Source organism: Kangiella japonica, from assembly GCF_039523535.1.
Taxonomy (GTDB): domain Bacteria; phylum Pseudomonadota; class Gammaproteobacteria; order Enterobacterales; family Kangiellaceae; genus Kangiella; species Kangiella japonica.
Window position 1 is genome coordinate 61,965 of sequence record NZ_BAAAFM010000001.1, and the last position, 26,113, is coordinate 88,077.

26 protein-coding genes, 1 tRNA gene and 2 other RNA genes are annotated in these 26,113 nt (G+C 42.8%); 6 read left to right on the forward strand and 23 right to left on the reverse strand.

From position 1 onward, the window contains the following. Positions 1–7 precede the first annotated feature (7 nt). The 12 genes from yoaA to ffs all read right to left on the reverse strand — a co-directional run bounded on the left by yoaA (position 8) and on the right by ffs (position 13,161). Positions 8–1,996 carry a DNA repair helicase YoaA gene (gene yoaA, locus ABD128_RS00245; RefSeq protein ID WP_343985050.1) on the reverse strand — a complete coding sequence of 663 codons (1,989 nt, stop codon included), beginning with the start codon at positions 1,994–1,996 and terminating at the stop codon, positions 8–10. 22 nt (positions 1,997–2,018) lie between these two features. Then, on the reverse strand, positions 2,019–3,011 hold the full coding sequence (hemH, locus tag ABD128_RS00250; protein ID WP_343985052.1) for a ferrochelatase: 993 nt from the start codon (positions 3,009–3,011) through the stop codon (positions 2,019–2,021). A 36-nt stretch (positions 3,012–3,047) separates the two neighbouring features. Further along, entirely contained in the window at positions 3,048–3,704 is a 657-nt protein-coding gene (adk, locus tag ABD128_RS00255) for an adenylate kinase (RefSeq protein ID WP_343985054.1), read from the reverse strand. A gap of 231 nt (positions 3,705–3,935) precedes the next feature. Further along, complete coding sequence (locus tag ABD128_RS00260) at positions 3,936–4,310, reverse strand: VanZ family protein (RefSeq protein WP_343985056.1); 375 nt, start codon at positions 4,308–4,310, stop codon at positions 3,936–3,938. A 106-nt stretch (positions 4,311–4,416) separates the two neighbouring features. After that, positions 4,417–4,842, reverse strand: a complete 426-nt coding sequence (locus ABD128_RS00265; RefSeq protein WP_343985058.1) for a hypothetical protein — start codon at positions 4,840–4,842, stop codon at positions 4,417–4,419. Positions 4,843–5,015: 173 nt separating this feature from the next. Then, a complete protein-coding gene (gene htpG, locus ABD128_RS00270; RefSeq protein WP_343985060.1) occupies positions 5,016–6,917 on the reverse strand; it encodes a molecular chaperone HtpG in 1,902 nt (633 codons plus the stop codon). Positions 6,918–7,046: 129 nt separating this feature from the next. After that, the gene (locus ABD128_RS00275) at positions 7,047–7,427 is read right to left on the reverse strand and encodes a hypothetical protein (protein WP_343985062.1); all 381 of its coding nucleotides are present in this window, start codon (positions 7,425–7,427) and stop codon (positions 7,047–7,049) included. After that, positions 7,420–9,039 carry a S41 family peptidase gene (locus tag ABD128_RS00280; protein ID WP_343985064.1) on the reverse strand — a complete coding sequence of 540 codons (1,620 nt, stop codon included), beginning with the start codon at positions 9,037–9,039 and terminating at the stop codon, positions 7,420–7,422. Before ABD128_RS00280 ends, ABD128_RS00275 begins: the two co-directional genes overlap by 8 nt. 125 nt (positions 9,040–9,164) lie before the next feature. Further along, on the reverse strand, positions 9,165–9,764 hold the full coding sequence (gene recR, locus ABD128_RS00285; protein ID WP_343985066.1) for a recombination mediator RecR: 600 nt from the start codon (positions 9,762–9,764) through the stop codon (positions 9,165–9,167). Between the two features lie 231 nt (positions 9,765–9,995). Beyond that, positions 9,996–10,325, reverse strand: coding sequence for a YbaB/EbfC family nucleoid-associated protein (locus ABD128_RS00290; protein WP_343985068.1), 330 nt, complete (start codon positions 10,323–10,325; stop codon positions 9,996–9,998). Positions 10,326–10,375: 50 nt separating this feature from the next. Beyond that, on the reverse strand, positions 10,376–12,823 hold the full coding sequence (dnaX, locus tag ABD128_RS00295; protein ID WP_343985070.1) for a DNA polymerase III subunit gamma/tau: 2,448 nt from the start codon (positions 12,821–12,823) through the stop codon (positions 10,376–10,378). 241 nt (positions 12,824–13,064) lie between these two features. Further along, positions 13,065–13,161, reverse strand: an RNA gene (gene ffs, locus ABD128_RS00300) — signal recognition particle sRNA small type. A 275-nt stretch (positions 13,162–13,436) separates the two neighbouring features. Here ffs and rimK point away from each other — a divergent pair. Beyond that, entirely contained in the window at positions 13,437–14,351 is a 915-nt protein-coding gene (gene rimK / locus ABD128_RS00305; RefSeq protein WP_343985072.1) for a 30S ribosomal protein S6--L-glutamate ligase, read from the forward strand. A gap of 51 nt (positions 14,352–14,402) precedes the next feature. After that, a complete protein-coding gene (locus ABD128_RS00310) occupies positions 14,403–14,816 on the forward strand; it encodes an ATP-dependent zinc protease family protein (protein WP_343986523.1) in 414 nt (137 codons plus the stop codon). A gap of 33 nt (positions 14,817–14,849) precedes the next feature. Here the strand turns inward: ABD128_RS00310 and ABD128_RS00315 are convergent, their stop codons facing one another. Genes ABD128_RS00315 through ABD128_RS00325 form a run of 3 tightly spaced genes read right to left on the reverse strand, consistent with a single transcriptional unit; the run spans position 14,850 to position 15,325 of the window. After that, positions 14,850–14,993 (reverse strand): hypothetical protein, encoded by a 144-nt coding sequence (locus ABD128_RS00315; protein WP_343985074.1) that lies wholly within the window; start codon positions 14,991–14,993, stop codon positions 14,850–14,852. A 25-nt stretch (positions 14,994–15,018) separates the two neighbouring features. Beyond that, entirely contained in the window at positions 15,019–15,159 is a 141-nt protein-coding gene (locus tag ABD128_RS00320) for a hypothetical protein (protein ID WP_343985076.1), read from the reverse strand. A gap of 25 nt (positions 15,160–15,184) precedes the next feature. After that, positions 15,185–15,325, reverse strand: coding sequence for a hypothetical protein (locus ABD128_RS00325; protein WP_343985076.1), 141 nt, complete (start codon positions 15,323–15,325; stop codon positions 15,185–15,187). Positions 15,326–15,359: 34 nt separating this feature from the next. Here ABD128_RS00325 and ABD128_RS00330 point away from each other — a divergent pair. Both ABD128_RS00330 and ABD128_RS00335 read left to right on the forward strand, forming a co-directional pair. Further along, a tRNA-Ser gene (locus ABD128_RS00330) sits at positions 15,360–15,450 on the forward strand. Positions 15,451–15,476: 26 nt separating this feature from the next. After that, a non-coding RNA gene (locus tag ABD128_RS00335) (RtT sRNA) lies at positions 15,477–15,615 on the forward strand. Positions 15,616–15,673: 58 nt separating this feature from the next. Here ABD128_RS00335 and egtD read toward each other — a convergent pair. The 4 genes from egtD to cysK form a co-directional block, all read right to left on the reverse strand. Beyond that, on the reverse strand, positions 15,674–16,609 hold the full coding sequence (egtD, locus tag ABD128_RS00340; RefSeq protein ID WP_343985078.1) for an L-histidine N(alpha)-methyltransferase: 936 nt from the start codon (positions 16,607–16,609) through the stop codon (positions 15,674–15,676). A gap of 9 nt (positions 16,610–16,618) precedes the next feature. Then, positions 16,619–17,944, reverse strand: a complete 1,326-nt coding sequence (egtB, locus tag ABD128_RS00345; protein WP_343985080.1) for an ergothioneine biosynthesis protein EgtB — start codon at positions 17,942–17,944, stop codon at positions 16,619–16,621. Positions 17,945–17,980: 36 nt separating this feature from the next. After that, positions 17,981–18,784 (reverse strand): PhzF family phenazine biosynthesis protein, encoded by an 804-nt coding sequence (locus ABD128_RS00350; protein ID WP_343985082.1) that lies wholly within the window; start codon positions 18,782–18,784, stop codon positions 17,981–17,983. 131 nt (positions 18,785–18,915) lie between these two features. Further along, positions 18,916–19,881: a cysteine synthase A gene (gene cysK, locus ABD128_RS00355; protein WP_343985084.1), complete on the reverse strand. Its 966-nt coding sequence runs from the start codon at positions 19,879–19,881 to the stop codon at positions 18,916–18,918. 236 nt (positions 19,882–20,117) lie between these two features. Here cysK and ABD128_RS00360 point away from each other — a divergent pair, with 236 nt between their 5' ends. Beyond that, positions 20,118–21,128, forward strand: a complete 1,011-nt coding sequence (locus ABD128_RS00360) for a LysR substrate-binding domain-containing protein (RefSeq protein WP_343985086.1) — start codon at positions 20,118–20,120, stop codon at positions 21,126–21,128. A gap of 128 nt (positions 21,129–21,256) precedes the next feature. Here the strand turns inward: ABD128_RS00360 and ABD128_RS00365 are convergent, their stop codons facing one another. Then, the gene (locus ABD128_RS00365; RefSeq protein WP_343985088.1) at positions 21,257–22,033 is read right to left on the reverse strand and encodes a ferredoxin--NADP reductase; all 777 of its coding nucleotides are present in this window, start codon (positions 22,031–22,033) and stop codon (positions 21,257–21,259) included. Between the two features lie 350 nt (positions 22,034–22,383). On the opposite strand from ABD128_RS00365, the gene metJ reads away from it, so the two are divergent. After that, positions 22,384–22,692, forward strand: coding sequence for a met regulon transcriptional regulator MetJ (gene metJ, locus ABD128_RS00370; RefSeq protein WP_343985090.1), 309 nt, complete (start codon positions 22,384–22,386; stop codon positions 22,690–22,692). A gap of 58 nt (positions 22,693–22,750) precedes the next feature. Here metJ and ABD128_RS00375 read toward each other — a convergent pair whose 3' ends face one another. From ABD128_RS00375 to ABD128_RS00385, 3 genes are all read right to left on the reverse strand, one after another. Further along, positions 22,751–23,584, reverse strand: coding sequence for a class I SAM-dependent methyltransferase (locus ABD128_RS00375; protein WP_425545669.1), 834 nt, complete (start codon positions 23,582–23,584; stop codon positions 22,751–22,753). A 122-nt stretch (positions 23,585–23,706) separates the two neighbouring features. Continuing rightward, positions 23,707–24,762 carry a quinolinate synthase NadA gene (gene nadA, locus ABD128_RS00380; protein ID WP_343985095.1) on the reverse strand — a complete coding sequence of 352 codons (1,056 nt, stop codon included), beginning with the start codon at positions 24,760–24,762 and terminating at the stop codon, positions 23,707–23,709. Between the two features lie 176 nt (positions 24,763–24,938). Beyond that, positions 24,939–26,066: a M14 family metallopeptidase gene (locus ABD128_RS00385; protein ID WP_343985097.1), complete on the reverse strand. Its 1,128-nt coding sequence runs from the start codon at positions 26,064–26,066 to the stop codon at positions 24,939–24,941. Positions 26,067–26,113: the final 47 nt, after the last annotated feature.

The following is a 26,113-nucleotide window of genomic DNA, read 5'->3' on the forward strand; positions in this document are numbered from 1 at the left end:
AAATTGCTTAATCGTTATTTTTGATATCTTGGTTTAGAGATAATAAGAATTCTATCACAACATTTTGCTCACGGGTGCGTCTCATTGGTGGCAAGCTTTTCAGAAAAGTTTGCCCGTATTTGTTAGCAATCAAACGTGGATCACATAGTACCAACACACCACTATCCTTATAGTCTCGAATAAGTCGCCCTGCCCCCTGTTTTAAGCTGATAATAGCTTCAGGAATCTGGATATCGAAGAAAGGGTTTTTACCACTTTTGCGTGCAGCCTGAATCTTAGCCTCAATCAATGGTTCATCTGGCGCAGAGAAAGGTAGTTTATCAATCACCACAAGACTCAGGGCCATGCCCTTAACGTCAACCCCTTCCCAAAAGCTCGATGTGGCGAGTAGTACCGCATCACCCTTTTCACGAAATTGTTCAATCAGCTCGTTCTTAGGTAATTCGCCCTGGGCAAAAACCTTTTTATCATGGAGCTTTTCTTGCCAAAGGTCTTTAACCTTATTCAAAGCAGCGTAGCTTGTAAACAACACAAAAGTGCCGCCAGGATTAGCTTCAATCAGAGGTAATACTTGCGCTTGCCATTTCTCAACATAACTCCTATCTCGCGGGTCAGGTAATCCGCGAGGGATATGAAGAATCGCTTGTGAGGCATAATCAAAGGGACTGGGCAAAACTAAGTCTTTAGCTTTTTCTAGCCCCAGCTCTTTTTTAAATAAGCCAAAATCATCGGCTTGGGTTAAGGTGGCAGAAGTAAAAACCCAACTTTTTGCGGCATGCTCATTACGACTTCGAGAAAAAGACTCTGAAACATTGAGAGGCGTCTCAAGGACTGCAAAGCCATTGCGATAGGTTTCTACCCAGCGCACTGCAGGATAAGCTTTTTCATCATTGCTCGGACTAAAGGTGCTATTGAAAAGTACTAAAGTTTGTAATGACTCTTCACAACGTCTATGACAACTGTCTAGACCTTTCGAACGGCTCGCATGGCGCTCTAAACGCTCACACAAAGCTGTTACCTCTTTTTCTAGGTCTTTGAGCTTAGCTTGTAATGCTGGTGTGGCAATAAGTTGCCAGTTAACTTTTCGCCCAGACTCGCCAAACTCAAGTCGGACTTCATTTACAGCCCCTTCTACTCGACGCACACCAACACTTAATTGTCGGTCATCTCTTGCCGTAGTTAGCGCCTCTAACTCAGTATCTCTGCACAACTCCATTAACTGACGGCTAGTTAATCGCTGCCCATAAAAACTATGGGCAATATCTGTCAGCTGGTGTGCTTCATCAACAATTACCGTGTCTGCATCAGGCAGTAGCTCGCCAAAGCCATCATCTTTAAGCACCATATCCGCTAATAAAAGGTGATGGTTGACCACAACCACATCAGCAGTAGTTGCTTTTTGACGCGCTTTAGCAACATAACAGTCCGCAAAATCAGGGCACTCAACCCCAAGGCAGTTATCATTGGTCGAGGTCACATAAGGCCAGAGGGGATCGTTGTCCGAAAGGTCTTTACACTGAGTTAAGTCACCACTTTGCGTCTGACTCGACCAAGACTTAACTTTAGCAAGCGTATCGACCATAGAACGACTTTGGAATTGACCAGAATCAAGGCTTTGATCCATGCGGTAAGTACATAAGTAGTTATTACGCCCTTTGAGTAAAGCGATTTTTGGCGACACCGACAAAGCATCGCGCATATTTGGCAAGTCTCGATAAAAGAGCTGGTCTTGTAGATTCTTAGTGCCAGTAGAGACTATGATTTTTTTGTCGTGGAGATACCAAGCTTTCAAAGCTGGAACTAAATAACCAAAAGTTTTACCGGTTCCGGTTCCAGCTTCGATGCAGATGGATTCATCTGACTCAATAACGGCTTCAATGGACTGCGCCATCTGCAACTGCTCAATACGCTGCTTAAAGCCTTTAAAGACCTTTGATAAAGGGCCTTCTGAAGAGAAAAGCTCAGTGAGTTCTAGGTTTTGAGAAGATTCCGACACAAATACAGAGTTCAGGTATGCACTAAGTTAACAATCGCTGCTCAATGAGCTGTAGCATAAGTTCTATATGCCCACGGTCGTCGTTTAAAGCTGGAATGTATTGATATTCGCTACCACCATTTTCAATGAAAGTATCGCGATTTTCTATAGCCAGCTCTTCTAAGGTTTCCAAACAGTCTGCACTAAAAGCAGGACTAATGACCTGTACTGATTCTACGCCCTCTTTGGCCCAACTTGTTAGAAGCTCATCGGTGTAAGGCTTAATCCACTCCTCTTTCCCAAATCTTGACTGGAAAGATACAGCATAATCATCCTCGCCTAGACCCAAACCTTTAACTACTAACTCCGCAGTCTTGCGACACTGGGACTCGTAAGGATCGCCTTTTTTAGAAAATCTTTCAGGAACGCCATGGAATGAGAATAGTAACTTTTGCGAATCGCCATGCTGCTCGCGAAATCGTTCTACAGAGCGAACCAGCGAGTGAATATAGTGAGGATGATCATGATAATCACCAACATAAGTGATTTCAGGAACATAGAATTCATTTTTAAAGTGCTTTGCAACGCGATCGAAGATCGACGCTGTAGTAGCGGACGAATACTGAGGGTAAAGCGGTAGTACGATAATGCGTTCACAGCCCTGGTTTTTTAAGGCTTGCAAACCGCTTGAAATCGATGGGTTGCCATACGCCATGGCGATCTCTACCGGCACATGCTTTCCATAGCGCTGATCGACGAAGCGCTCATTGATTTCATTTTGAAGTTTTTGGCGTTGCTTTTGAGTGATAACTAATAAAGGTGAACCTTCTTTTAGCCAAATCTTCTTATAAGCCTTAGCGACTTTCGCTGGTCTAACTCTTAAAACAATACCATGAAGGATAATGCACCAAATCCAGCGAGAAATAGATACAACACGTTTATCATGCAAAAACTCCGCTAAATAACGACGAACTGCTTCCGGCGTTGGTTCATCTGGAGTCCCCAAGTTACACAACAAAACACCTTGTTTTTTCAATCTATTTCTCACTTCATTGTTAGCTAGTTTAGATCTTTATTTTTCTAATCCAGCAAAAATTGCGTCACGAATATCTTCCACTGAGCCTACGCCTTTCACGCTGACATATTGTGGCGCATTCTCAGCATCACGCTCAGCCCACTCGGAATAATAAGCAACCAAAGGACGCGTCTGTTCTTCGTATACTGCTAGGCGACGGCGAACTGTATCTTCTTGATCATCATCACGTTGAATTAAAGGTTCACCAGAAACATCATCCCTGCCTTCTTCTTTAGGCGGATTATAAGTTACGTGGTAAACACGACCTGATTCTGGGTGAACTCGACGACCACTAAGGCGCTTTACGATTTCTTCATGGTCAACATCGATTTCAACAACGTAATCAACATTAATATTGTTTTCACGCATAGCATCGGCTTGAGGAATAGTGCGAGGGAAACCGTCTAATAAATAACCATTTCGGCAATCATCTTCTTTGACTCGCTCTTTAACGATACCAATGATGATGTCATCTGACACTAATTCGCCAGCATCCATTTTCTGCTTGGCTTGTAGCCCCATTTCTGTTCCTGCTTTAACGGCTGCGCGAAGCATATCGCCTGTTGAAATCTGCGGGATATTGTATTTTTCTTTGATAAATTGAGCCTGAGTGCCTTTACCTGCGCCTGGTGCACCCAACAAAATAATTCGCATGAGCGAAGTCTCCTAGCCTTATTGGTAAATATTGCCTTTGTAGGCGGTAAAGATACTTGGAATAGCCTAGTATCTCAAGTAAAAATTAAGCAATATGAGGTCATAGCACATCATGACTACAAGCTGCCCGCAGTAATGAACGAGGCCTCCTGTTTGCTTTACAGCATAGATATTCAGTATAGATATCGAAAACTTTTAAGGCAGAATACTGAAAGGATTCACCTACTCCCACTAATACGTGCGCATGAGCCTGCGCTTTTTTAGGTAGTGCTTAATAGGGATAGCACACAAGGTTCCAGCCAGAACTCCTAAGCTATTTGCCAATAAGTCAGGCCACTCAAACCCCCTATTCGGAATGTACATTTGAGCGATTTCGATAAGAAAAGAAAAAGCGATACAAGCCACAATTAACAGCCAGGTTGGCCTCTTATCAGAGCCCATGCGAGCAAGAAAGGCGAGACCAAAATAACCAATGAAGTGCAAAGCTTTATCCCAAGGGAGATTGCTTGGCAGCTGCTTTCCAGGCATAACTGAGCCTATGAAAATAGCTAGTACACCTATAGCAAACAACACCTTGAATAAGGTGCTTGATAAAAATTTCTTCATAAAAAAACCGCCTTTGGCGGTAACTATCAGTTCTGTTACTTAAATTCTAGCAACTAGAAAGATTAGAGGCTAGGGGTAACTAGATTAATAATATGAAAACCGATTATCAGCTCACAGAGCTTTTCCAGATTAGCCCTAAGCTTAGGAAACACAGTACTGTTGCGTAAATACCATAAAAACCCCACCCCCATAATCCTTCTTTCAGTTCAATTGGTCGTTCTTTAAACCATTCTATTGGATAAATTGAATTGTCTAGGTCTAGTTTATTGTTTAGCTTCACTTGGACGTTTCTTAAACGAAGGTACTCTTTATGACAATTAGCGAAGTGATATAGTGAAGAAACCCAAATAATTACCAAGAATATTGAAATGACAAACTGCCATACATAACCAACATTAAGCTCTTTTACTGTAAGTACTACCAATAAAGCAAAGTGAAGTGCAGAAGTAAAGGTAAGTACACGTATGGGCCAGTCTCGATACCTTGCAATATCATTGGTTATTATTTTGTATAGCTCCCAGTTATTATCCATGTCGCTCCCAATATTGATTAAAACTACTAGTCTAAATAACTTTACTTATATAATTCACGAAATTCTAGTAACAAGAATACCTCTTTCATACCACAACTATAACGATTCACTCTAAACACCCTTAAAAAATGCCGCAATAAATGCGGCATTTAGATTTCAATTGCACTTTAAAATTAACTTGCGAGTTTCAAAAGTAATTTATTGAGTTTGCTCGCAAAACTTGCTGGGTCGTCTAATTGACCTTGCTCTGCCAATAGAGCCTGATCAAACAGGACATCAACCCACTCTGCAAACTGTTCATCGCCCTGCTCTTTTTCCACAAGGTTAATCAGAGCGTGCTCAGGGTTGATTTCGAACACTGGCTTTACGTCAGGCACATCCTGGCCAGCAGCTTGAAGCATTTTAACCATTTGCAGTGGCATATCGCCTTGACCTGCGACAATACAAGCTGGCGTATTGGTCAATCGCATGGTCACTTTCACATCAGCAACTTTGTCGCCAAGCACTGTTTTGATGCGCTCTACGAGCTCTTTATGCTCTTCTGACGCTTTCTCTTGGGCTTTTTTGTCTTCTGCATCTTCAAGGTTACCTAAGTCCAAATCGCCTTGTGTCACAGAAACAAACTGCTTGCCTTCGTATTCGTTCAAGTGCGAGATTGTCCACTCGTCAATGCGATCGTGCATTAGCAAGACTTCAATGCCTTTCTTACGGAAAACCTCAAGATGCGGGCTATTTTTAGCGGCAAGGAAGCTATCTGTAGCAATATAGTAAATCTTTTCTTGCTCAGGCTTCATGCGCTCAATGTATTCGTCAAGCGAGACAGTTTGCTCTTTGCTATCAGTATGCGTGGAGCTAAAGCGGAACAACTTGGCAATTTTCTCTTTGTTTGCAAAGTCTTCGCCCGTACCCTCTTTGAGAACCTGACCGAACTCGTTCCAGAACTGTTGATACTTCTCTTTGTCTTTTTTCGCCAATTGCTCAAGCATTTTCAGAATACGCGAAACCGTTGCGTTTCTTAAAGACTGAGTGACTTTTGAATCTTGCAATATTTCTCGCGAGACGTTTAGTGGCAAGTCGTTAGAGTCGATCAGTCCGCGTACAAATCGTAAGTATACAGGCAAGAACTGCTCGGCGTCGTCCATAATGAAAACACGCTGCACGTATAATTTCACACCACGTACACGGTCACGGTTCCACAAATCGAACGGAGCTTTTGAAGGAATATAGAGTAAGCTTGTGTACTCCTGATTACCTTCAACTTGGTTATGGCTCCAAGTTAAAGCGTCCTGGAAGTCGTGCGAAATATGCTTATAGAATTCCTGATACTCGTCAACAGAAATATCAGATTTGCTGCGAGTCCAAAGCGCTGTGGCTTTATTTACTGCTTCAAACTCTTCCTTTTCAGCCTTATCATCTTCCCCGCTCGCCATCTTCTTCATCTCTACTGGCAAGGAAATATGGTCTGAATATTTACCAATGATATTGCGTAGGCGGAACTCTTCCAGAAACTCTTCTTCGCCTTCTTTTAAATGAAGAATTATATCAGTACCACGATTTTCTTTTTCGGTCTGCTCGATGGTGAATTCACCGTCGCCAGCTGACTCCCAAATCACAGCTCCGTTGATTCCAGCAGCCGCTCCTCGAGTCACAACTGTAACCTTGTCGGCAACGATAAATGCAGAATAGAAACCCACACCAAACTGACCAATGAGTTTAGAGTCCTTCTTCTGATCGCCAGTCAACTGCTGTATAAAATCAGCCGTTCCTGATTTAGCGATCGTACCTAAGTTATTGATAACTTCTTGCTCGGTCATACCGATGCCGTTATCCGAAATAGTCAGCGTCTTGGCGTCTTTATCAGTTGTGATACGGATCTTCAAATCTGCATCATCGCCATATAGGCTACTATCTTTCAGCGCTTTGAAACGTAGCTTATCCGCCGCATCGGCCGCGTTTGAAATAAGCTCGCGCAAAAAGATTTCTTTATTGGAATACAGAGAGTGCACCATCAAGTGCAACAACTGTTTTACTTCGGTTTGAAAAGAATGCGTTTTTTTAGTTGCTGTTTCTGACATATTCTTACTTTCAATAGGTTAACTGACAGTACCTCTAGAATGGGGTTGAGTTACAATTTTTCAATAGAATATTTTTGTCTAAACACAAAAAAGCCAGCGGGAAGCTGGCTTTTCATGATAAGACTTACTTTACCCCATAGGCTTGCAGGATACAGTCTCAAGGATAAAGATATCGCTCGACTTTGAATCCACCAGAAAGCAGGTGTCTTCTAAGTGATAAAGCTCAAATTTGCGCGGCATTTCGGTAATTCGTCCCTGTGCCGGGTTACCGTCTACCATCACTGGCTTGCGTTGAATAAAAAGACGATTGTCTGTGCTAAATATATCATCCGCAAGAGCGACATTAGCACCTGGCATAATTTGATTAATAATACCGGCGATTTCGTCCTTAGCTTCTTTTTCAAAGCCTACAACTGTAGCGGGCAAGGCTTTCTCCTTGTCCCACTCGGTCGTTTTGCAACCCATTAATCCTAGTGTAAAGGCCACTAATCCAATCCAAAGTTTATTCATTCATTAGCTCCTTAGGGATCTCTAAGAACTTACTTTGCTCGATAAATAAGCGTTGCTGGACTCTTTCTGAATTTAACAGAGACTCAGGCGAAACGTAGGCTTTTTGAGCATGGCGCTTAGCTTGTTTGTTCGCAGTTCCTGATGGACAAGCTCCTGTTGCTTGGTACTCTAACGCAGCCGCAAGTAACGCTTCATCTGGGTCGCCTAAAAGATGATTGAAGTCATCTTCAAGCACACACCCTTTTACGAAGTCTTGTCCATTATCCGTTGAAGAAGGTACGAAACCGTCGGCATATTCACCAAATCCTTTATCATTTTCGCCACTAAACTGGATTGTGAAATAAGTCGTACCACAATTATCCGTTGGGTAGAAACCATAAGGCTTACCGCAAGTCGTATCACCAATTAAGATAACTTCGACATCAATACCACGAAGGCCATTAATAAATGCTTCACTGGCGGAGCAAGTCCCTGGCATGGATAACACAAAAACACGATTTAAGTTCAAGCTTGGTAGGACTCCACCTGGAGCTGTCGCCTCGTCAGAAGTCGTGCTGTAAAACGATGTGGGCTGCAGTGCCTCTCCAGTTACTGGGTTAAAATTGGGGTGTTGATCATTCCAAACCGTTTCCTCGAAGACACGACCTGTAGTTTGCGCATCGCCCGCAACCATGTAAGCAAGCTGGCTTGAAATAAACAAGAAACCGCCACCGTTGTAGCGCAAGTCAACCACTAAGTCTTGAACGCCTTGGTTAGAGAAGTTTACAAAGGCATCAATAAGCTCCTGCTCGGCAGTTCGTGTACCAAAGGTATTAAACTGCATATACCCGACATCGCCACTGGCTGTGTTAAATATTGTTTCATTTTGCACAGGATCTGAAGTCACTATCTCAGATGTTAGGGAGACAGTTCGTTCACTGTTGATTCCTAAATCGCGAATAACAAACTCGTGGGTCTCACCTTCTTCAGCAGGAAATAGACCTGCGTTCAGAATATTGGCGTCACCATCAACGACCGCAGCACCGTCAATTTCAATAATTTCAGCCCCACGGGTTATATTTGCTGCTGATGCTGGAGAGTTTGGCTCTGTATAAACGACGATTATTTGGCGTGGAGGAGCGGCACTGACCAGCTTAATGCGGAAGCCATACCCAGACGAAGCACCAGTAGATGCTTGTTGCTGATAGTCATCAGTATCCATAAAGAAGTGGAAGTTGTCTTTATTGTTTCCTGAATTAGTTGTCGCCGTGGTTTTTAAAACTTCAAAGTATTCGGTTGGTAAGCCGAAATTTGCAGGGTTTTGATCCTGAATTTCATCATACCAAAGGTAGGTATTGTTGCTCCAAGAGCGGAGCCAGTGCTTTTCGTACAAATGGCTACCTTGCTGATCTGGCCATGGATTACCGTTGATATCACGGCCAGAGCGCGGGTTTTCACATCGCGCTTCAAAGTTAGATTCGTCCTCATAGACTCCCGCAGTCCAGGTTGGAGCCTCACTAACAGGCGGCTCTGGCTCTTCCGAACCTGAACTACCACCACCCCCACAGGCAGTTAACAACAAGCCTAATGCACCAAGCGTAAACACTTTTAGTTTTATAAATTCTTTTTTCATAGCACTACCTTTGCAAATTAGATGATTACAGCAAAACTAATATACACCAAAAGCAGAGCATTAGTAAAAAGTATCAAATTGTATCAAAAGTCGGCTAAATGTTACGAAAATTAGAGCTTACGTCGCTAAGAAGCGTAAGGTTTACGGCCTGAGAAGGAGTGCATTAAGGTTCCACCGTCAATATATTCCAGCTCTCCTCCAAGCGGTACGCCTGAAGCTATCCTGGATAATTCAATGCTAGTTCCTTTGAGCAATTCAGCGATGAAATGTGCGGTGGCCTCCCCCTCTACCGTGGAGTTTGTAGCTAGAATCACCTCCGAAGGCAACTCTTCATCAATTAATCGTTTTAACTGATCGAGGCCAATATCTTCAGGGCCAATTCCATCGAGTGGTGATAAATGCCCCATTAGAACAAAATAAGTCCCCTGAAAGCCGCCTGTTGCCTCGATAGCAATAACATCCGCAGGACTTTCAACAATACAAAGCAAAGACTTATCACGACGTTCTGACTGACAGATCCCGCATAAAGTGGATTCTGTAAAGTCACGACACCGCTGGCAATGATGAACGCCCTCCATTGCAGCTTGGAGTGCTGACGATAAATGCATGCCACCATCACGATTGCGCTCAAGCAAGTTATAAGTCATACGCTGCGCCGACTTAGGGCCGACGCCTGGTAAGCAGGTAAACGCATCTATCAACTTTTTTATCAATGGAGACTGCATATTTAATCTTATGTCATTTTCTTTAAGGTCAGCTTTAACGCAGAATATTTGAGCTTTCTTCTAGGCGCATTAATCAAAAAAATTCAGCCGCTAAAATGCTTAGAAAGACAGTTATTTTTGCTCAAGTTCAAGGCAAAACTACGCGCAGAGGCTGAGTGTATAATAATACATAATGACTCGAGCATAGTTTTAACGTCGAAATTGAGCAAAAAGAGCATCTTAATTAGCTTTTTAAAAAGGAAGGTTCATACCTGGAGGGAGATTAATCCCCTCAGTCGCCCCACTCATCTTCTCTTTTGTCGCTTCTTCAACTTTACGCACCGCTGCATTTGTTGCTGCAGCAACTAAGTCTTCTAGCAATTCTTTGTCGTCATCCATCAAGCTTGGATCGATTTCAACGCGCCTAACGTCGTGGCGACCCGTCATCGTCACTTTCACCATTCCTGCACCAGCTTCACCGGTAACCTCTAGGTTCGCGATTTCCTCTTGCGCTTGTTTCATTTTTTCTTGCATTTGCTGGGCTTGCTTCATCATATTGCCCAAACCGCCTTTACCAAACATGGCTATACCTCAATGTTTCATTAATTTTTAACAATAACTAGAGAAAGAATCTAGTCGTTTAAATAGACAACTGACTGACGATCAAGTTTAGCGCCAAACTGTTTCTGAAGCTCTTGGCTAAACGGATGTTGATTTAAGTCCTCGCAAGCTTTTTGTAACCTGAGTTTTGCTTGATGTTGCCAAATCTCTGCCGGAGTTTCCATGCTTGGCTGTTTCAGTTGCCAATCAATGGTTACCTCTTTACCTAAATATGTCGAAAGTGAGCTACGCACACTTTTTTTGGCACTATCGGTTAACAAAATCTCTTGTTCAGGCGCTAACTCTAAGGTTAGCGTTTGATCAGATGACCATATAGCACTACTGCTCTGAGCTATTTGGTGGTAAGTGCCATCTAATTCAAGCTTTTTCACCAAATTTGCCCATTCCATTGCTTCTTCTGAAACGTCTAACTCAGGGATAAACTCAGGCTCAGCATCATCAGGCTGTAAATTTTGTGTTTGATATTCGTTGAGAGTCGAGTTCTGAGCCGTAGGCTCTTCTTGCGGCTGCTGATCGAAGTCATGCTTTGCCTGCATCAATCTTTCAATATCGCTATCATAGCTCACTGGCTCTGGTTCGTCGTCATCAGCTTCCTGTGAGTGCGGTTCACTGGCGTTTTGGTCAACTAGAGCTTGATGATGTAGGTCTTGTGGTGTTTTAGGGTTTTCTTCTTGAAATACTGGTTCTTTAGACTCGACAGCTATAGAGCCGGCTGACTTTGGTGTTTCCACTTGCGGCTTGGGCTCTGTTCCAGTTAGGTTTAAGCCCAAAGCTGAATGTAAGCTTGCTAATGCTTCATCGTCACCGCTGTTATCTTCTTTTTCAGACACTTGTGGTTTTTCAATAACCGGCGGCTGCTCAAAACCTAAGATCGACAGTTCTTCTTGATCCTCTTCATCTTGCTGAATGAATTGTTCATAACCCGAAAAATCGTCAACGGAAGAAGACTTGCTTTGTTCATCAGAAACGGCGCTAGTTGTTTCTTCGATGTTATCTTTTGAAATGGCTTGAGATTGCGCTTTAACACTTTCATCAAGATTAGTTTGCTCTTTGCTATCAGGTTGAGCAACAGGAGGTTTAGGAACTGACTGCTGACTAGACACAACCTCTGCTATAGTTTCTTTCTTGCTAGCGTCAACTTCATCGCTTACTACATCAGCCTTAGTGCCACTCGAAGGCTGATTAACGAGCTGCTCGACTTCACTCAACTCCTTATTCGGTGACTCTACTGTTTGCGATTCTATTTTAGATTGGGATTGTCCATCAGCCTCATGCGCTGTTTCTTGGCTCTGCTTTTGCGCTTGATTAACTGTAGTTGAGGAGCTCGAGCTTATACTAACTTTTTTTTTTGGTGCCTGTGGCCCCTTTTGCTCAGAGCCTGTATCAATTTGGAATGCTAACATTCGTAACAAAGCCATCTCTAGGCCTTGTCTCGCCGTTGGGGCCCATTCGAGATCTCGACGAGCATGCAAACCAAGTTGATAATACATCTGCAAATCAGCGGCTTCAAAAACCTCTGCGAATTCAGACACATAGGACGCGGCGCTATCGAGAAGCACTTGTGTTGATTGGTAAACAGCAATCTGATGAATACGGCTGAGCAGCTCTTTCAAGGCATCAGCAAAGTCCACTGGATAATGGCTCATATCATCCACCGCTTTTATCGCCATGACACTATCGCGGCTTGCTAAAGCTTCCAGCAGACGCACCATGAATTTATGATCAATAGTGCCTAGCATGGTTCGAATATCTTCTTCGAGAACCTTACCCTGACCATAAGCAATCGCTTGATCAAGCAAGCTCAAAGCATCTCGCATACTACCTTCCGCAGACTGCGCGATCAGTTGTAATGCAACGCTTTCGAAGTTAATCGATTCTTGCTCAAGAATAAAGGTTAGGTGATTCGCTATCGTTTCTTCGTCCATGTGTTTAAGATGGAACTGTAAACAGCGAGACAAAACCGTTACCGGAAGCTTTTGAGGATCCGTCGTCGCCAATAAGAAAATCACATGCTCAGGCGGTTCTTCAAGAGTTTTCAAAAGCGCATTAAAAGAGCTGTTAGAGAGCATATGGACTTCGTCTATCAGATAGACTTTATAGCGGCCACGAGTAGGACGATACTGAACGTTTTCAAGGAGTTCGCGCGTGTCATCGACTTTTGTTCGAGAAGCTGCGTCCACCTCAATTAAATCAACAAAACGACCTTCATCAATTTCCGTACAACTTCCACACTGACCACAAGGCGTTGCAGTAATACCTTCTGCCTCACAGTTCAAACACTTAGAGAGAATACGTGCGATAGTAGTTTTACCAACACCACGAGTGCCTGTAAAAAGGTAGGCATGGTGTAGACGACCACTTTCGATCGCGTTAACTAAAGCGCGACTGACGTGTTCTTGACCACGCAATTCTTGAAAGTTTTTTGGACGCCATTTACGGGCGAGCACTTGATAGCTCATAAAGTAATCAGTTCAGATATGCTTATCGTTTTAATGCAGAAACCATAGCACACTTTGATCAAATGGAAAATCTCTTTGTCGATACGAAAACTGAAGGGAATAGGTTTATAACCTTTTAAATCAATAGGATAGAAGGGTTTTACCCACGTAACCTCAACCCACGGACAATAAAAAACCGCTGAGTGTTGCCACTAGCGGTTTTTGGAATCTTAGTACAACTTTTTATGTAGAAGCTGTAAGGCCCAGCTAGCCACACCCCGGCACACGAGTCGGCTGCTACCGTTGCTCCCTTCCGGGCCTGGCGGGATTCACAACGTATCGTTGCGGGGGGACCAGCTGAGTTGCGCGCATTATCGCTCAAACGTTATGAATAATAAAGCCCTCTTCAATAAAATATTTATAGTTTGAAAAAAACGTCAGCTCTAACCAACTGTGTAATTACCGTTGAACACTGCATTTGCCCTTAATAATTGTTCATTTTTTCTTTAGTAAGTTATAGGAGCTAACTATAACTAGGCTCATACTATGATTATTAGCTATAAGATTTAATTAGGCGTGTGTTATATTAGCCGCTGTAAAACAAGCACAATCACTTTTAATTTCAAGGTAGCCCATGAAAATCGGTATTCTCTCGCGTAACGCAAAACTTTACTCGACTCGTAGACTGGTAGAAGCAGCTAAAGAGCACGGCCATGAACCACAGGTTGTTGATGTTCTAAAATGCTTTATGAACATCACTGCTAATCGACCTACGGTTCACAGTAAAGTTAAAGGCGAAGTAACTCAGCTAAATTTTGATGCTGTTATTCCAAGAATTGGCGCCTCTGTTACCGCTTACGGTACTGCCGTATTACGCCAGTTTGAAGTTGGCGGCGTCTATTCTGTCAATGAATCCATCGCCATCACGCGTTCACGCGATAAGCTACGAGCACACCAGTTGCTAGCTCGTAAGGGTGTCGGTATGCCAATCACAAGTTACGCACATGCCGTAGATGCTACTGATGAAATCATCCAGTCAGTGGGGGGGGCACCTTTAATAGTAAAAATTATTGAAAGCACTCATGGCAATGGTGTTGTTCTTGCAGAAACCAATAAAGCCGCAGAAAGTTTAATCAACGCCTTTAGAAGTTTAAACGCAGACTTCTTAGTTCAAGAGTTTATTAAAGAATCTGGTGGCTCCGACGTTCGCTGCTTTGTGGTAGGCGATAAAGTTATTGCCGCCATGCAACGTAGCGCCAAAGAAGGCGAGTTTCGTTCAAACTTACACCGTGGTGGTAGTGCCGAAGTCACTAAACTTAAGCCAGAGGAAAGAGCTCTTGCAGTCAAAGCTGCCAAAGTCATGGGCTTAGACGTAGCTGGTGTTGATTTGCTTCGGTCAGCTCACGGTCCTTTGGTTATTGAAGTAAATTCTTCGCCAGGGCTAGAAGGAATCGAAAAAGCTACGGGGAAAGATGTCGCGGGAGCTATCATAAAATACATTGAAAAAGACTCTTTAAAAGGTCCTAACAAGCCTAAAGGCAAGGGCTAATTAATAGATAATGATTTATGACCAATCAATGAGGAATGACTCGTGAGCAAAATGACAGTGGGCTGGAAAGAAGAAGCCAAACTCTCTGAACTCAACATAGACCCGATAAAAGTCAAAGTCGACACAGGGGCAAAAACGTCAAGTTTACACGCGTTTGACATCCAATCCTTCGAAGAAGGCGGGGTCACGTACGTTAAATTTAAGACTTGTCCTTATAAACGACACCCAAAGCAAACTATTAAGTGCAAGTGTGAAGTTATTGATTACCGAAAGATTAAAAGTTCAAATGGCCAAACACAATTACGGTACGTAATCAGAACACCAATCACTATTGGTAATAAAACTTGGGATATCGATGTTACTTTAGCGGATCGCAAGAAAATGCGTTATAAAATGCTGCTCGGCCGAGAAGCCATGAAGAACATCATTGTGTCACCCCACGAAGCCTATATCCAATCTGAATAAGCAAACTTGCCAAGCGACACAGTTTCCGCTATCTTACGCGCCTGCGGTGAAGTGGCCGAGTGGCTGACAAACCGAAGGTTTGAACACTGGCACTTGTGACAGTGGCCCGCTAGGGCGAGAAAGCAACGCTTTCGAGTAACGCGCACGCATTAGTGCGCCGTGTTGACAGAGAAACATTAGCTGTCCATGCACATATAAAGTTTTAAAAAACGGTGAAGTGCCCGAGTGGCTGACAAACCGAAGGTTTGAACACTGGCACTTGTGATAGTGGCCCGCTAGGGCGAGAAAGCAGCGCTTTCGAGTAACGCGCACGCATTAGTGCGCCGTGTTGACAGAGAAACATTAGCTGTCCATGCACATATAAAGTTTTAAAAAACGGTGAAGTGCCCGAGTGGCTGACAAACCGAAGGTTTGAACACTGGCACTTGTGACAGTGGCCCGCTAGGGCGAGAAAGCAGCGCTTTCGAGTAACGCGCACGCATTAGTGCGCCGTGTTGACAGAGAAACATTAGCTGTCCATACACATATAAAGTTTTAAAAAACGGTGAAGTGGCCGAGTGGCTGAAGGCGCACGCCTGGAAAGTGTGTATACGTTAATCGCGTATCGAGGGTTCGAATCCCTCCTTCACCGCCAAATAAAGAAACCTGCCTTGCGCAGGTTTTTTATTGGCTGTAGGAGCTGATGAGAAGCCTCAAGGGTTCGAGCCGAGTAGCGTTAGCTACGAGACAGCATCGGAGCCATGCGACGATGACCCGCAGGGCAAGCGCACAGCGCGCAGTAATCCCTCCTGCACTGCCATACATTAAATACCCGCCTTGTGCGGGTGTTTCTGTTCTTACAGCAGGAAGATAATATCTTATTTAGCTCGCAAGTAATTAACACTGAAAAGTTCATCGTCATCTAACCAGCTTTGCTCTAGCTTAAATCCTGACTTATTAGCCAGCTCAGCAATTCCATCAAGAGTATATTTGTAGGAATGCTCTGTATGAATCAGCTCACCTTTTTCAAAACTGACTGTTTCACCTAGCACCTCGTAACTAGCACTCTCTAGGCTTTTTAAGTACATTTCTATTCGTTTCTTTTGTGAGTTATATAGAGCTAGATGCTCGAAGGCTTCCAGTTTGAAGTTCGCCCCTAAGATTTGGTTGATGTGCGCCAAGGTATTAAGGTTGAATTCTGCTGTAACTCCACTTTTATCGTTATAAGCTGCGTGCAGCGTTTCGTTATCTTTATGTAAGTCGACGCCTAAAATCATTCCACCAGCCTCTCCTACTAGCTGTCGCATTTGACTCAAAAAATGTTGTGCATCGTCAGGTTCGAAGTTGCCAATAGTTGAGCCTGGGTAGAATACATATTTTGTCAGGTTAGATACTTCTGCTGGGAGCTCAATCGGATCTGAAAAGTCACTAACAACAGGGCTAACAGTTAACCAAGGGTAATCTTCCGATAATCGCTCTGCGGATCGTTTTAAGAATTCCTCCGACACATCTTGTGGCACATAAATGTTCGGGTGAATGGCTTCCAGTAAGTATTCAATTTTTTTACAACTACCAGCCCCTGGCTCGACAATTAGCGACTGCTTGTCAATATACTTCGCAATTGCGCCTGCACGGGACTGTAGAATTAATCGCTCTGTTCGAGTTGGATAGTATTCATCCAATTGAGTGATTTTTTCGAATAGCTTCGAGCCACGGTGATTATAAAAAAACTTTGGGTTAATAAATTTTTGCTCGGCTTGTAAGCCTGTTAATATTTCCGCTTGCTCAGTATCTAACGAAGTTTTATTGATCACGCTCTCTCCTTATAGGCTTCTGGCTAAACGAAGGCCAGAAAATTGCCAACGAGCTTCTGGATAAAAGAAGTTACGGTAGGTTGCACGAATATGATCGTCGGATGTGACACAGGACCCACCCCTAAGAACGAATTGGTTCGCCATAAATTTACCATTATATTCGCCAACAGCCCCTGCTAGTGGTGAATAGCCAGGGTAAGGGCTGTAGCTGCTCGATGTCCACTCCCACACATCACCGAATAACTGCTTAAGCGCTTTTTTCTCAGTTGCTGCGACCGGCCTGAAAGTTTTGCTTGAGAGTAAATTACCGCTGACAGGTTGTTCTTTGGCCGCTAATTCCCACTCTTGTTCCGTCGGTAATCGCGCGCCAGCCCAGGTTGCAAAGGCATCGGCTTCGTAATAACTAATGTGCGACACCGGCTCGTTTGGATCGACTTTTATGTTCCCTGTTAGCGTATATTGATACCAACAGCCATCTTGATGATACCAATACAAAGGCGCCTGCCAGGCTGCTTCATTTTTCATTGACCAGCCATCGCTCAACCAATAGTTAGGCTCGTCATAGCCTCCAGCTTCGATAAACTCTATATACTCGCCATTAGTAATTAGTCGATCTGATAATTCAAAAGTCGGAATAAAGCATTGGTGCCTTGGTGACTCGTTATCAAAAACAAAATCCGCACTGACACCATCCCCTAGCTCTTTGCCTATAGCAACGAGTCCTTTATCAAATGTAATCCAGTTTAGAGTTTGTTTAGCGGTGAGCTTATCTGGTCGCTTCCTCTCAAGTGTTTCTGATAAAGGTAAATAAGCTGGAAGTAATGGATTTTGATAAAGGTTGTACTTGATGTCCGTTAGCAGTAACTCTTGATGCTGCTGCTCATGATTGATACCAAGGACAACCAGAGGCGCTATTTTATCAAGCTGATTATTGTTCTTTATAAGCGCTATCATCCTTTGAGTAATATCCTGACGGTAACGGTATATTTCGCTTACCGTAGGACGTGATAAAAGGTGGCGGTTCGCGCGCGAAAACTGCTCACCAATTGTGTTGTAGTAGGAGTTAAATAAATATTCATATTGGGAATTAAAGGGAGTGAAGTTCTCCTCAAAAGACTTCAAAATAAAGGTCTCAAAAAACCAACTGGTGTGAGCCAGGTGCCACTTTCCGGGACTTGTCTCCGCCACCGCTTGTAAATTCAAGTCTTCAACACCCAAAGGCTCGCAGAGTGCTTCCGTAACTTGTCTGACCGTCAAGAAGCGCTCACCGAGCGAACGAATATCGTCATTTACCATGCTGTCTTGTAGCGAGCTGAGGTCCACTTTATCTAACATGAATTACCTTAAAGTTTATTGATAATTAGTTTTAGCTTACTCCAGAATCGATACAGCGCCAGATATCCAAACTTTGCCAACATCATAACGTCCTATCATCTCGGCCCCTGCATTAGAGAGCTGGAGAGCTTTAACGTTACATTTATTTAAGCGTTTGTTCCAGTAACTGACTAACACCCTGTGAGCTGATCCTGTAGCTTTATCTTCTACGACACCATGCTGTGGTGCAAAATACCTAAAACAGTAGTCGTATTCAGGAAGAGTGGTTTTGCAAGTGGCAATAAGGGCCCTGTCCGTGTGCTTAGTCAATTCAGTGGGATTTAAAGTTAACGACTTAAGATTAAAGCCATCAGGCCACTGCATAACAAAATAACCATCGCTGTCACCAACGGTAAATACCGCATCCGGCAACTCGTTAAAGACTTTGTTTGACCAAGACGGAGGCTGTGAAGCTATTATTGACGTATCATCAAAGATTAGCCAAACCTGATTATCAGATCTATCACTCTCAGACTCACAAGCGACTTTTACAACTTGTGATTTCGTTGACAATGAAAAGTTTTTAACACCCAAGCGAGCTATAATTTTAGCAGTTGCCAAAAGGCCATGACCACATAGCTGAATTTCTTGAGAAGCATTAAAGCAACGAACGCAATAAGTATTGGCTTTGAGCTGATAGAAAAAACAGGTCGCCGGGGCTCCTTCTTCGCCCGCGATTGCTTGCAACTGGTTTGACGGGGTAGCTTTTCCCAATTGATAAACAACCGCGGAAGTCCCTTTTAGTGTCGGTGTCGAAAAAACACTAACCTCTTTTCGGCTTATAATACTTGGTTGCTTCACTACTCCCCCAGTTCCACTAAGATAAAATTATTATGCTAAGGTTTACTCTTAACATCAAATAATAAAAAGCCCGCTTTAGGCGGGCTTATGAAAACTTCTAGGGATGCTACAAATACTAGGTTATGAAGCGATTACGCATCCAAGCTAGCTAAGATTTCATCATCAGAGCCTTCCTCAATATCCTCAAACAAGAAAGTGCTCAAATAACGCTCTCCCGTATCAGGCAACATAGCTAAGATATTAGAACCCTCTGGAGCTTCATGCGCCGTTTCTAGTGCCGCTGCAAAAGTCGCGCCCGAGGATATGCCACAGAAAATACCTTCGTTTCGAGCTAAAGCCAAAGAAGTATCACGCGCCACTTCGTCGGAAATAGGTATTACCTTGTCGTAAACTTCACGACTCATAACGTCTGCTATAAAGTCTGGCGTCCAACCTTGAATCTTGTGTGGTTGCCACTCTTTGCCTTGCAATAAAGCAGCACCTTCTGGTTCTGTGGCTATGATTTTAATATCAGGCCGGGCTAATTTTAAAACCTCGCCAACACCGGTAATAGTGCCTCCTGTACCATAGCCACTGACAAAATAATCTAAGTTTTGGTTAGCAAAAGCGCTCAGGATTTCAGGCCCAGTAGTGTTCCTGTGATATGCAGGATTGGCCAGGTTCTCAAACTGACGAGCTAAAAACCAACCATTTTTTTCTGCAAGTTGCTCTGCCACTTTAACCATGCCAACGCCACGCTCAGCTGCCGGCGTAAGAACGACTTTAGCTCCTAATGCACGCATGATTTTACGGCGCTCAACAGAAAAAGTTTCAGTCATAACTGCTACAAAAGGATAGCCTTTCGCGGCACAAACCATAGCCAATGCGATTCCTGTGTTGCCAGATGTTGCCTCGACAACGGTTTGCCCAGGTTTTAATGCACCACGACTTTCGGCATCATTGATAATCGCGTTTGCCAGCCTGTCTTTAACTGATGATAAGGGGTTGAAGTATTCAGCTTTAACAAATAGGTTTACGTGCTTAGGGCCTAAGCGATTGATCTTCACAATTGGCGTATTACCAATAGTGTCTAATATTGAATCGTATATTTTGCTCATTCTAGAGTTCGCCTCATTACACTTTATTCAACACCAGACACAGACGCCAATTAAAACTGGGGCTTCAAGCTGATGTATCATAATAAACTTTTAAAGATACTAAGTATTTAAACACTTACGGTTATAATGCGTAAATAATATGCCTTAAATCTTTATAACTAAATGGAATAAAAGCTTGATCTTAGACCTCACTGGTCATAACATCAACCCATAAACGATATTAAGCACCCATCACCATGAAGCTACAGCAACTCATTTACCTTATAGCGATTGCTGACAATAACCTAAGTATTACTAAGGCTGCTGAAAAACTTTTCACTTCGCAACCGGGGATCAGCAAACAATTACGCTTATTAGAAAGCGAGTTAGAAACCAAGATCTTTATCCGCAACGGTAAACAGCTAGTAGGGGTGAGTGAGTTAGGCGAGGAAATTATTAACCGCGCACGTAAGGTGCTGCATGAAATTAACCACATTAAAAATATTAGCAATCTAGCCAACGAAAGTGAATCAGGTAACTTTTCTATCGCTACAACGCAAACTCAAGCGCAATATGCATTGCCCAAGGTGTTTGCAAACTTTCATAAGCGTTACCCACAATTAACCATTGATCTACAACAAGGAACTTCAGAGCAAATTCTGTCGCAATTACAGAAGCAAGAAGTCGATTTCGCCATTGCTTCAGGTAATATTGAGCTAGGTGCAAACATCGTGAAAATCCCATGTTTTCAATGGGACAGAACGGTACTATTCCCGCAGGATCACCCTCTTGGGGATTTAAGAAAGATTACTCTAGAAGATTTAGCAAAATACCCAATCGTTACTTACCCGTCGATGGGTCCTGCTGAGAAATCCAGCTTAAAAGATGCATTCAACAAGGTGAAGTTGGAGCCTAATATTGTCTTTACAGCACGCGATGCAGACGTCATTAAAACTTATGTACGTAATGGCTTTGGCATTGGAATCGTGGCCAGCATGGCCTTCTCACCAAAGCAGGATCGTGACTTGCTAGGCTATTCCACTAAAGATATCTTACCAAGATGCACCACTTGGCTAGCCTTTAATAAAAACATGTTCTTAAAAAAGTACATGAAAGATTTTATTAACGACTTTGCTCCCCATATCAGTAAGGAGCAACTGAGTCGCTACCTGCATCAGGACTATACTTCGTCTCTCCAACTGGCAAACAGTATCGAAAAAAATGAAGATGATGCTTCGTTACCAATGCATCAAATGTGGCACATCTAGACTTTAAATACAGATACAAGCTTTATTCAAATGAATTATTGAACAATAATTAGTAGCTGTTTAAAAAAAAAGCCCCAATAAAGGGGCTTTTTAACTTTTTAAACAAGCTATGCTCTTTAAAAGTTTGATTATCCTACAAACGCACGCTCAATAACGTAATCACCTTGGATACCCATCTTAGGACTAATTTCAAACCCTTTGTCATTCAGCATTTTGGATAAGTCGTCTAGCATTGCTTGACTACCACAGATCATCGCACGATCGTGCTTAGGATCTAACCTATCAAGACCGAGGGTTTCTTCAACCTTACCCTCTTCGAGCGCATGAGTTAATCGACCTTGGTTTTGGAACGGCTCACGAGTCACCGTTGGGTAATAGAGCAATTTTTCAGAAATAATATCGCCTAGGTACTCATGATTAGGCAATTCTTCCATAATTTTTTGCTGATAGCATAGTTCACTAACGAATCTCACACCATGACAGAGAATAACCTTGTCGAACTTCTCATAAGTCTCAGGACACTGAATAATGCTCATAAACGGTGCTAAGCCAGTACCTGTGGCGAGTAAATAGAGGTTACGACCACTTTTAACATCGTCTACTACTAAGGTTCCCGTAGGCTTTTTGCTTACCATCACCTCATCGCCAGGCTTTAAATGCTGTAGCCGAGAAGTTAACTTCCCATCAGGCACTTTGATACTGAAAAACTCTAGATTCTCTTCATAATTAGGGCTAGCGATACTATAGGCGCGCATCACTTTCTTACCGTCCTCTAGTGGCAAACCGATCATAATAAATTCGCCATTTCTAAAGCGTAAGCTTTGATCTCGAGTGGTTTGGAAAGTAAATAGAGTGTCGTTCCAGTGCTTTACTGATAGTACTTTTTCAATATTAATATTACTCATAAGCTCCACCTAGAGGAGGATTTAGCCGAATTATATAAGAACAAAAACTTATTGCAAACGATTCTCATTAAGTCGACAGGCGCCTTTGGATTACTAAAAGTAATGGCAAAAAATAATCCGCATCAGTTCTATCAGTAAATAAAAAAATTTATCCTAGTAAGTATTATAAATAAGCCCTTTAACCCTATAGAATCTATGTGAATTATCGCTTATTATTACCTCCAAAATTAACGCTTTGTAACGACTCGAGCGACAAGAAGATAACTAAAACAAGCAGCTGCCGTAAGAGCTAAATAGCGTTGATTAAGGTATTATCACCCAATAAGTTGAACAACAATTCTGAGGCTAATATGAGTAAGAAATGGAATGGGGAATTTATTAATCCTTATGTCGAACATGGCGAAAAAAAAGATAAGGTTAAAAAGATAACTGTTTCTATACCCTACTCTGTGCTAAAAATACTAACCGATGAACGGACTCGCAGACAAGTCAATAATTTACGTCACGCCACCAACAGTGAGCTACTGTGTGAAGCTTTCCTGCATGCCTATACAGGTCAGCCATTACCGACCGACGATGACCTTCAGAAAAATAAAGATGACTATGTAAAAGCCATGTTAGAACTGAGTCAGCAAGTTAAAGAATCCAACGAAGAATAAAAAAGGCTCCATAGGGAGCCTTTTTTATTCTTGCAAAACTATTGAGTCAAGGTCACTTCTACTCTTTAGCCGGCTTTACAAACTTCAAAGTCATGCGATCGCTTTCACCAATAGACATATACTTTTCTCTATCTTCATCACCTAAACGCAACCCTGGCGGTAAAGACCAAACACCTTTAGGGTGATCAGCAGTATCTTTAGGATTAGCGTTAATTTCAGACGTTGCGACTAATTTAAAGCCAGCTTCTTGAGCGACACTAATCACAAAATCTTGGTGCATATACCCTGATGAAGCTTTTTCGTCTTGCTTCATGTCTTTTGGCAATCGGTGCTCTACGACACCCAGTACGCCACCAGGCTTTAGAACGTCATACATGGCTTTAAAGCTATCAACTGTCGCTTCTCGACCGCCTCGTAGCCAGTTGTGCACATTTCTAAAAGTCACTACTGCATCAGCCGAGTTTTCTGCTGCCATATCAAAAAGCTCTGGTGGCTGGAAAATGGTGATTTCAACATTAGCGTATAGATCTGCATCAGAAGCAATTTTATTGCTGAATTTTTCACGGCTATTGCGGTAGTACTCAACGGTGCTACTTGGGTCATAATGTGCTGCGTATAGCTTGCCTTCTTTGCCTAGTAATGGCGACAAAATTTCTGTATACCAGCCTCCGCCAGGTGCAATTTCAACCACGGTCATGCCAGGCTCAATGCCAAAGAATGACAAAGTTTCTTGTGGATGACGGTACTGATCTCGCTGTTTGTTTTTATCTGAACGGTGCTCAGAATTTAAAATGCTATTCCACAAACTTTCAATCTCGCTGGATTCAGTAGTCTCTGTATTTGAACTTTTAACGATTTCAGTTTTAACCTCTGTTTTAACTTCGTCCTTCACAGTAGTTTCGTTTTTAGCTTGCTCAGACGCGTCCGTACACCCCAGTGTGGACATAGCCAAGACGATAGCGCTTGCTGTTAATACTCGCATTCAGACTCCTTATAATGAATTATAATGTTCGGTTATATATTGCTTTTAACTTCTGACTGTATGGTATTTGCAAAGTTCACCATTTTTTCTAATGGAATCAATGCTTTTTTAGCCAACTCCTCATCGACAAAAATCTCCTTATCATCGCCTTCGAATACCTCTGAAAGCACATGTAAGGCGTTCATCTTCATCCACGGGCAGTGAGCACAGCTTCGACATGTAGCACCTTCACCAGCGGTTGGTGCGATAATCAGCTCTTTGTTCGGAGCCTTTTGTTGCATTTTATAGAAGATGCCTTTATCCGTCGCCACAATCATCTTTTTATGAGGCAACTCATTAGCGGCTTTAATCAACTGAGACGTAGAGCCGACAAAGTCAGCAAGGTCGACAACGCTTTGGGGCGATTCTGGATGAACTAAAACAGCGGCATCAGGATGCAATGCCATTGTTTGCTCTAAAGCATTGGTTTTGAACTCGTCATGAACAATACAAGCGCCCTGCCATAACAACATATCTGCACCTGTTTGCTGCTGAATATAGCGCCCTAGATGCTTGTCCGGGCCCCAAATGATTTTTTTGTCTTGCTCTGCAAGATGCTCTAAAACATCGACGGCAATACTTGAAGTAACTACCCAGTCGGCACGTGCCTTAACAGCCGCCGACGTATTGGCGTATACCACAACTTCACGATCAGGATGTTGATCACAAAATTTGCTAAACTCTTCGATTGGGCAGCCGAGATCAAGCGAACAGGTTGCTTCTAGAGTTGGCATCAAAATACGCTTTTCAGGGCTTAAGATTTTAGCGGTTTCCCCCATAAACTTAACTCCCGCAATAATGAGAGTTTCAGCTTCATGGCGAGCGCCAAACTTAGCCATTTCTAAAGAGTCACCTACAAAGCCACCGGTTTCTTCAGCTAAAGCTTGAATCTCAGGATCGGTATAGTAATGCGCGATTAATACGGCATTATGCTTCACTAGCAAATCTTTAATTTTCGCTGTGTGGCTATCTTTTTGTTCAGGGCTTAAATTAACTGGAGGTTTTGGAAATGGTACGTCAATTTCGACTGAGGTAACTACATTGGACATTGCAATTAATAAGTTTTAGATCGTTAGAGTATTATATATCAAATGAATGCTAACTGATAAGCAATTCTTAGAGTGTTGATTTATAAAGGTAATTCCATACATCCTAAGGAATCAGCCACAAAAAAACACCCGAAGGTGCTTTTTTGTGGCGTCTTAAGACTAATTCAAAACGATGGCTATCTTAATTTATCAACCAACTGATAAAGTGGGTTAAGCAACGTTTGTCCTAAGATATAACTGCGCTCAGAAGACCAACCTGTCTCTTTATTTGGCAAATTAGCGTTATCTTTAAAAGGCATCTCTAGAGTGTATGACAAGCAGTTGAACTCCTCACCAACCCACGAGTTTGCAACCGTCATATTGGCTTTGCCTGGCTCGTCTTTGTCATAACCAAACTCGTCTTGGAAGTCAGGGTTCACCGACATCAACACTGACTTAAACTCATCTTCTAATGACTTGATCCGATCAGAGTAACTCGGTACACCTTCTGTGCCTGCCACAAAAACGTAAGGCAAGGCTTCATCGCCGTGCAAATCTAGATAAGCGTCGACGCCCGTTTCTTTCATCTTTGCTCTAACGTGATACACCTCAGGACTTTTCTCTAGTGAAGGAGCTTGCCACTCACGGTTTAAATTAGCCCCAGCAGCATTTGAGCGTAAGTTACCGCGATAACTACCATCAACGTTCATGTTAGGAACGACATAGAAAACAGCTTTATCTAATAAACTTCTAGATAGCGCATCGTTTTGATCAAGCAAACGGTCAATTAAGCCTTCAGCACACCACTCAGCCATAGTTTCACCTGGGTGCTGACGCGCTGTAACCCAAATTTTGCGTTCTTTAGATTCATCGCCAATCACTAAAAGGTCTATATCACGGCCATCGACTGTAGAGCCTAATACGCGGTGCTCGCATAAATCAGAAAGCTGAGACACCTGAACTAGGTTCTGATGGCGCTCGTATGAGTATGGCTCGAAATAAGCAAAGTAAATAGTCGACTGCTCTAACTGCTTACTAAACTTAAGTGTTTTGTCGGCAGTGAACTCCGTATCCACTCGAAACCAATACTGTCTGTCGTAAGAAGCAACAACTTGATAATCTTCCCAACCGTCTACGTAAGAGCAGTCTTTGGCGTTTAAAATTTCAAAACCAACCGTTTGGCCAGTGTTACCGTGTAATTTAAAGTGGAACCACTGTTTAAACTCGCTGTTGGAGTCAGTAACAATGTTCAATGTGATATTTTTTGGATCGTCGGAAGAAACAACTTCGATGTTTCCGCTATCGAATGAACTGTTTATTTTCATAAGCTCTGAATGACCCTCTGTCACTATTTATAATCAATACAATAAAA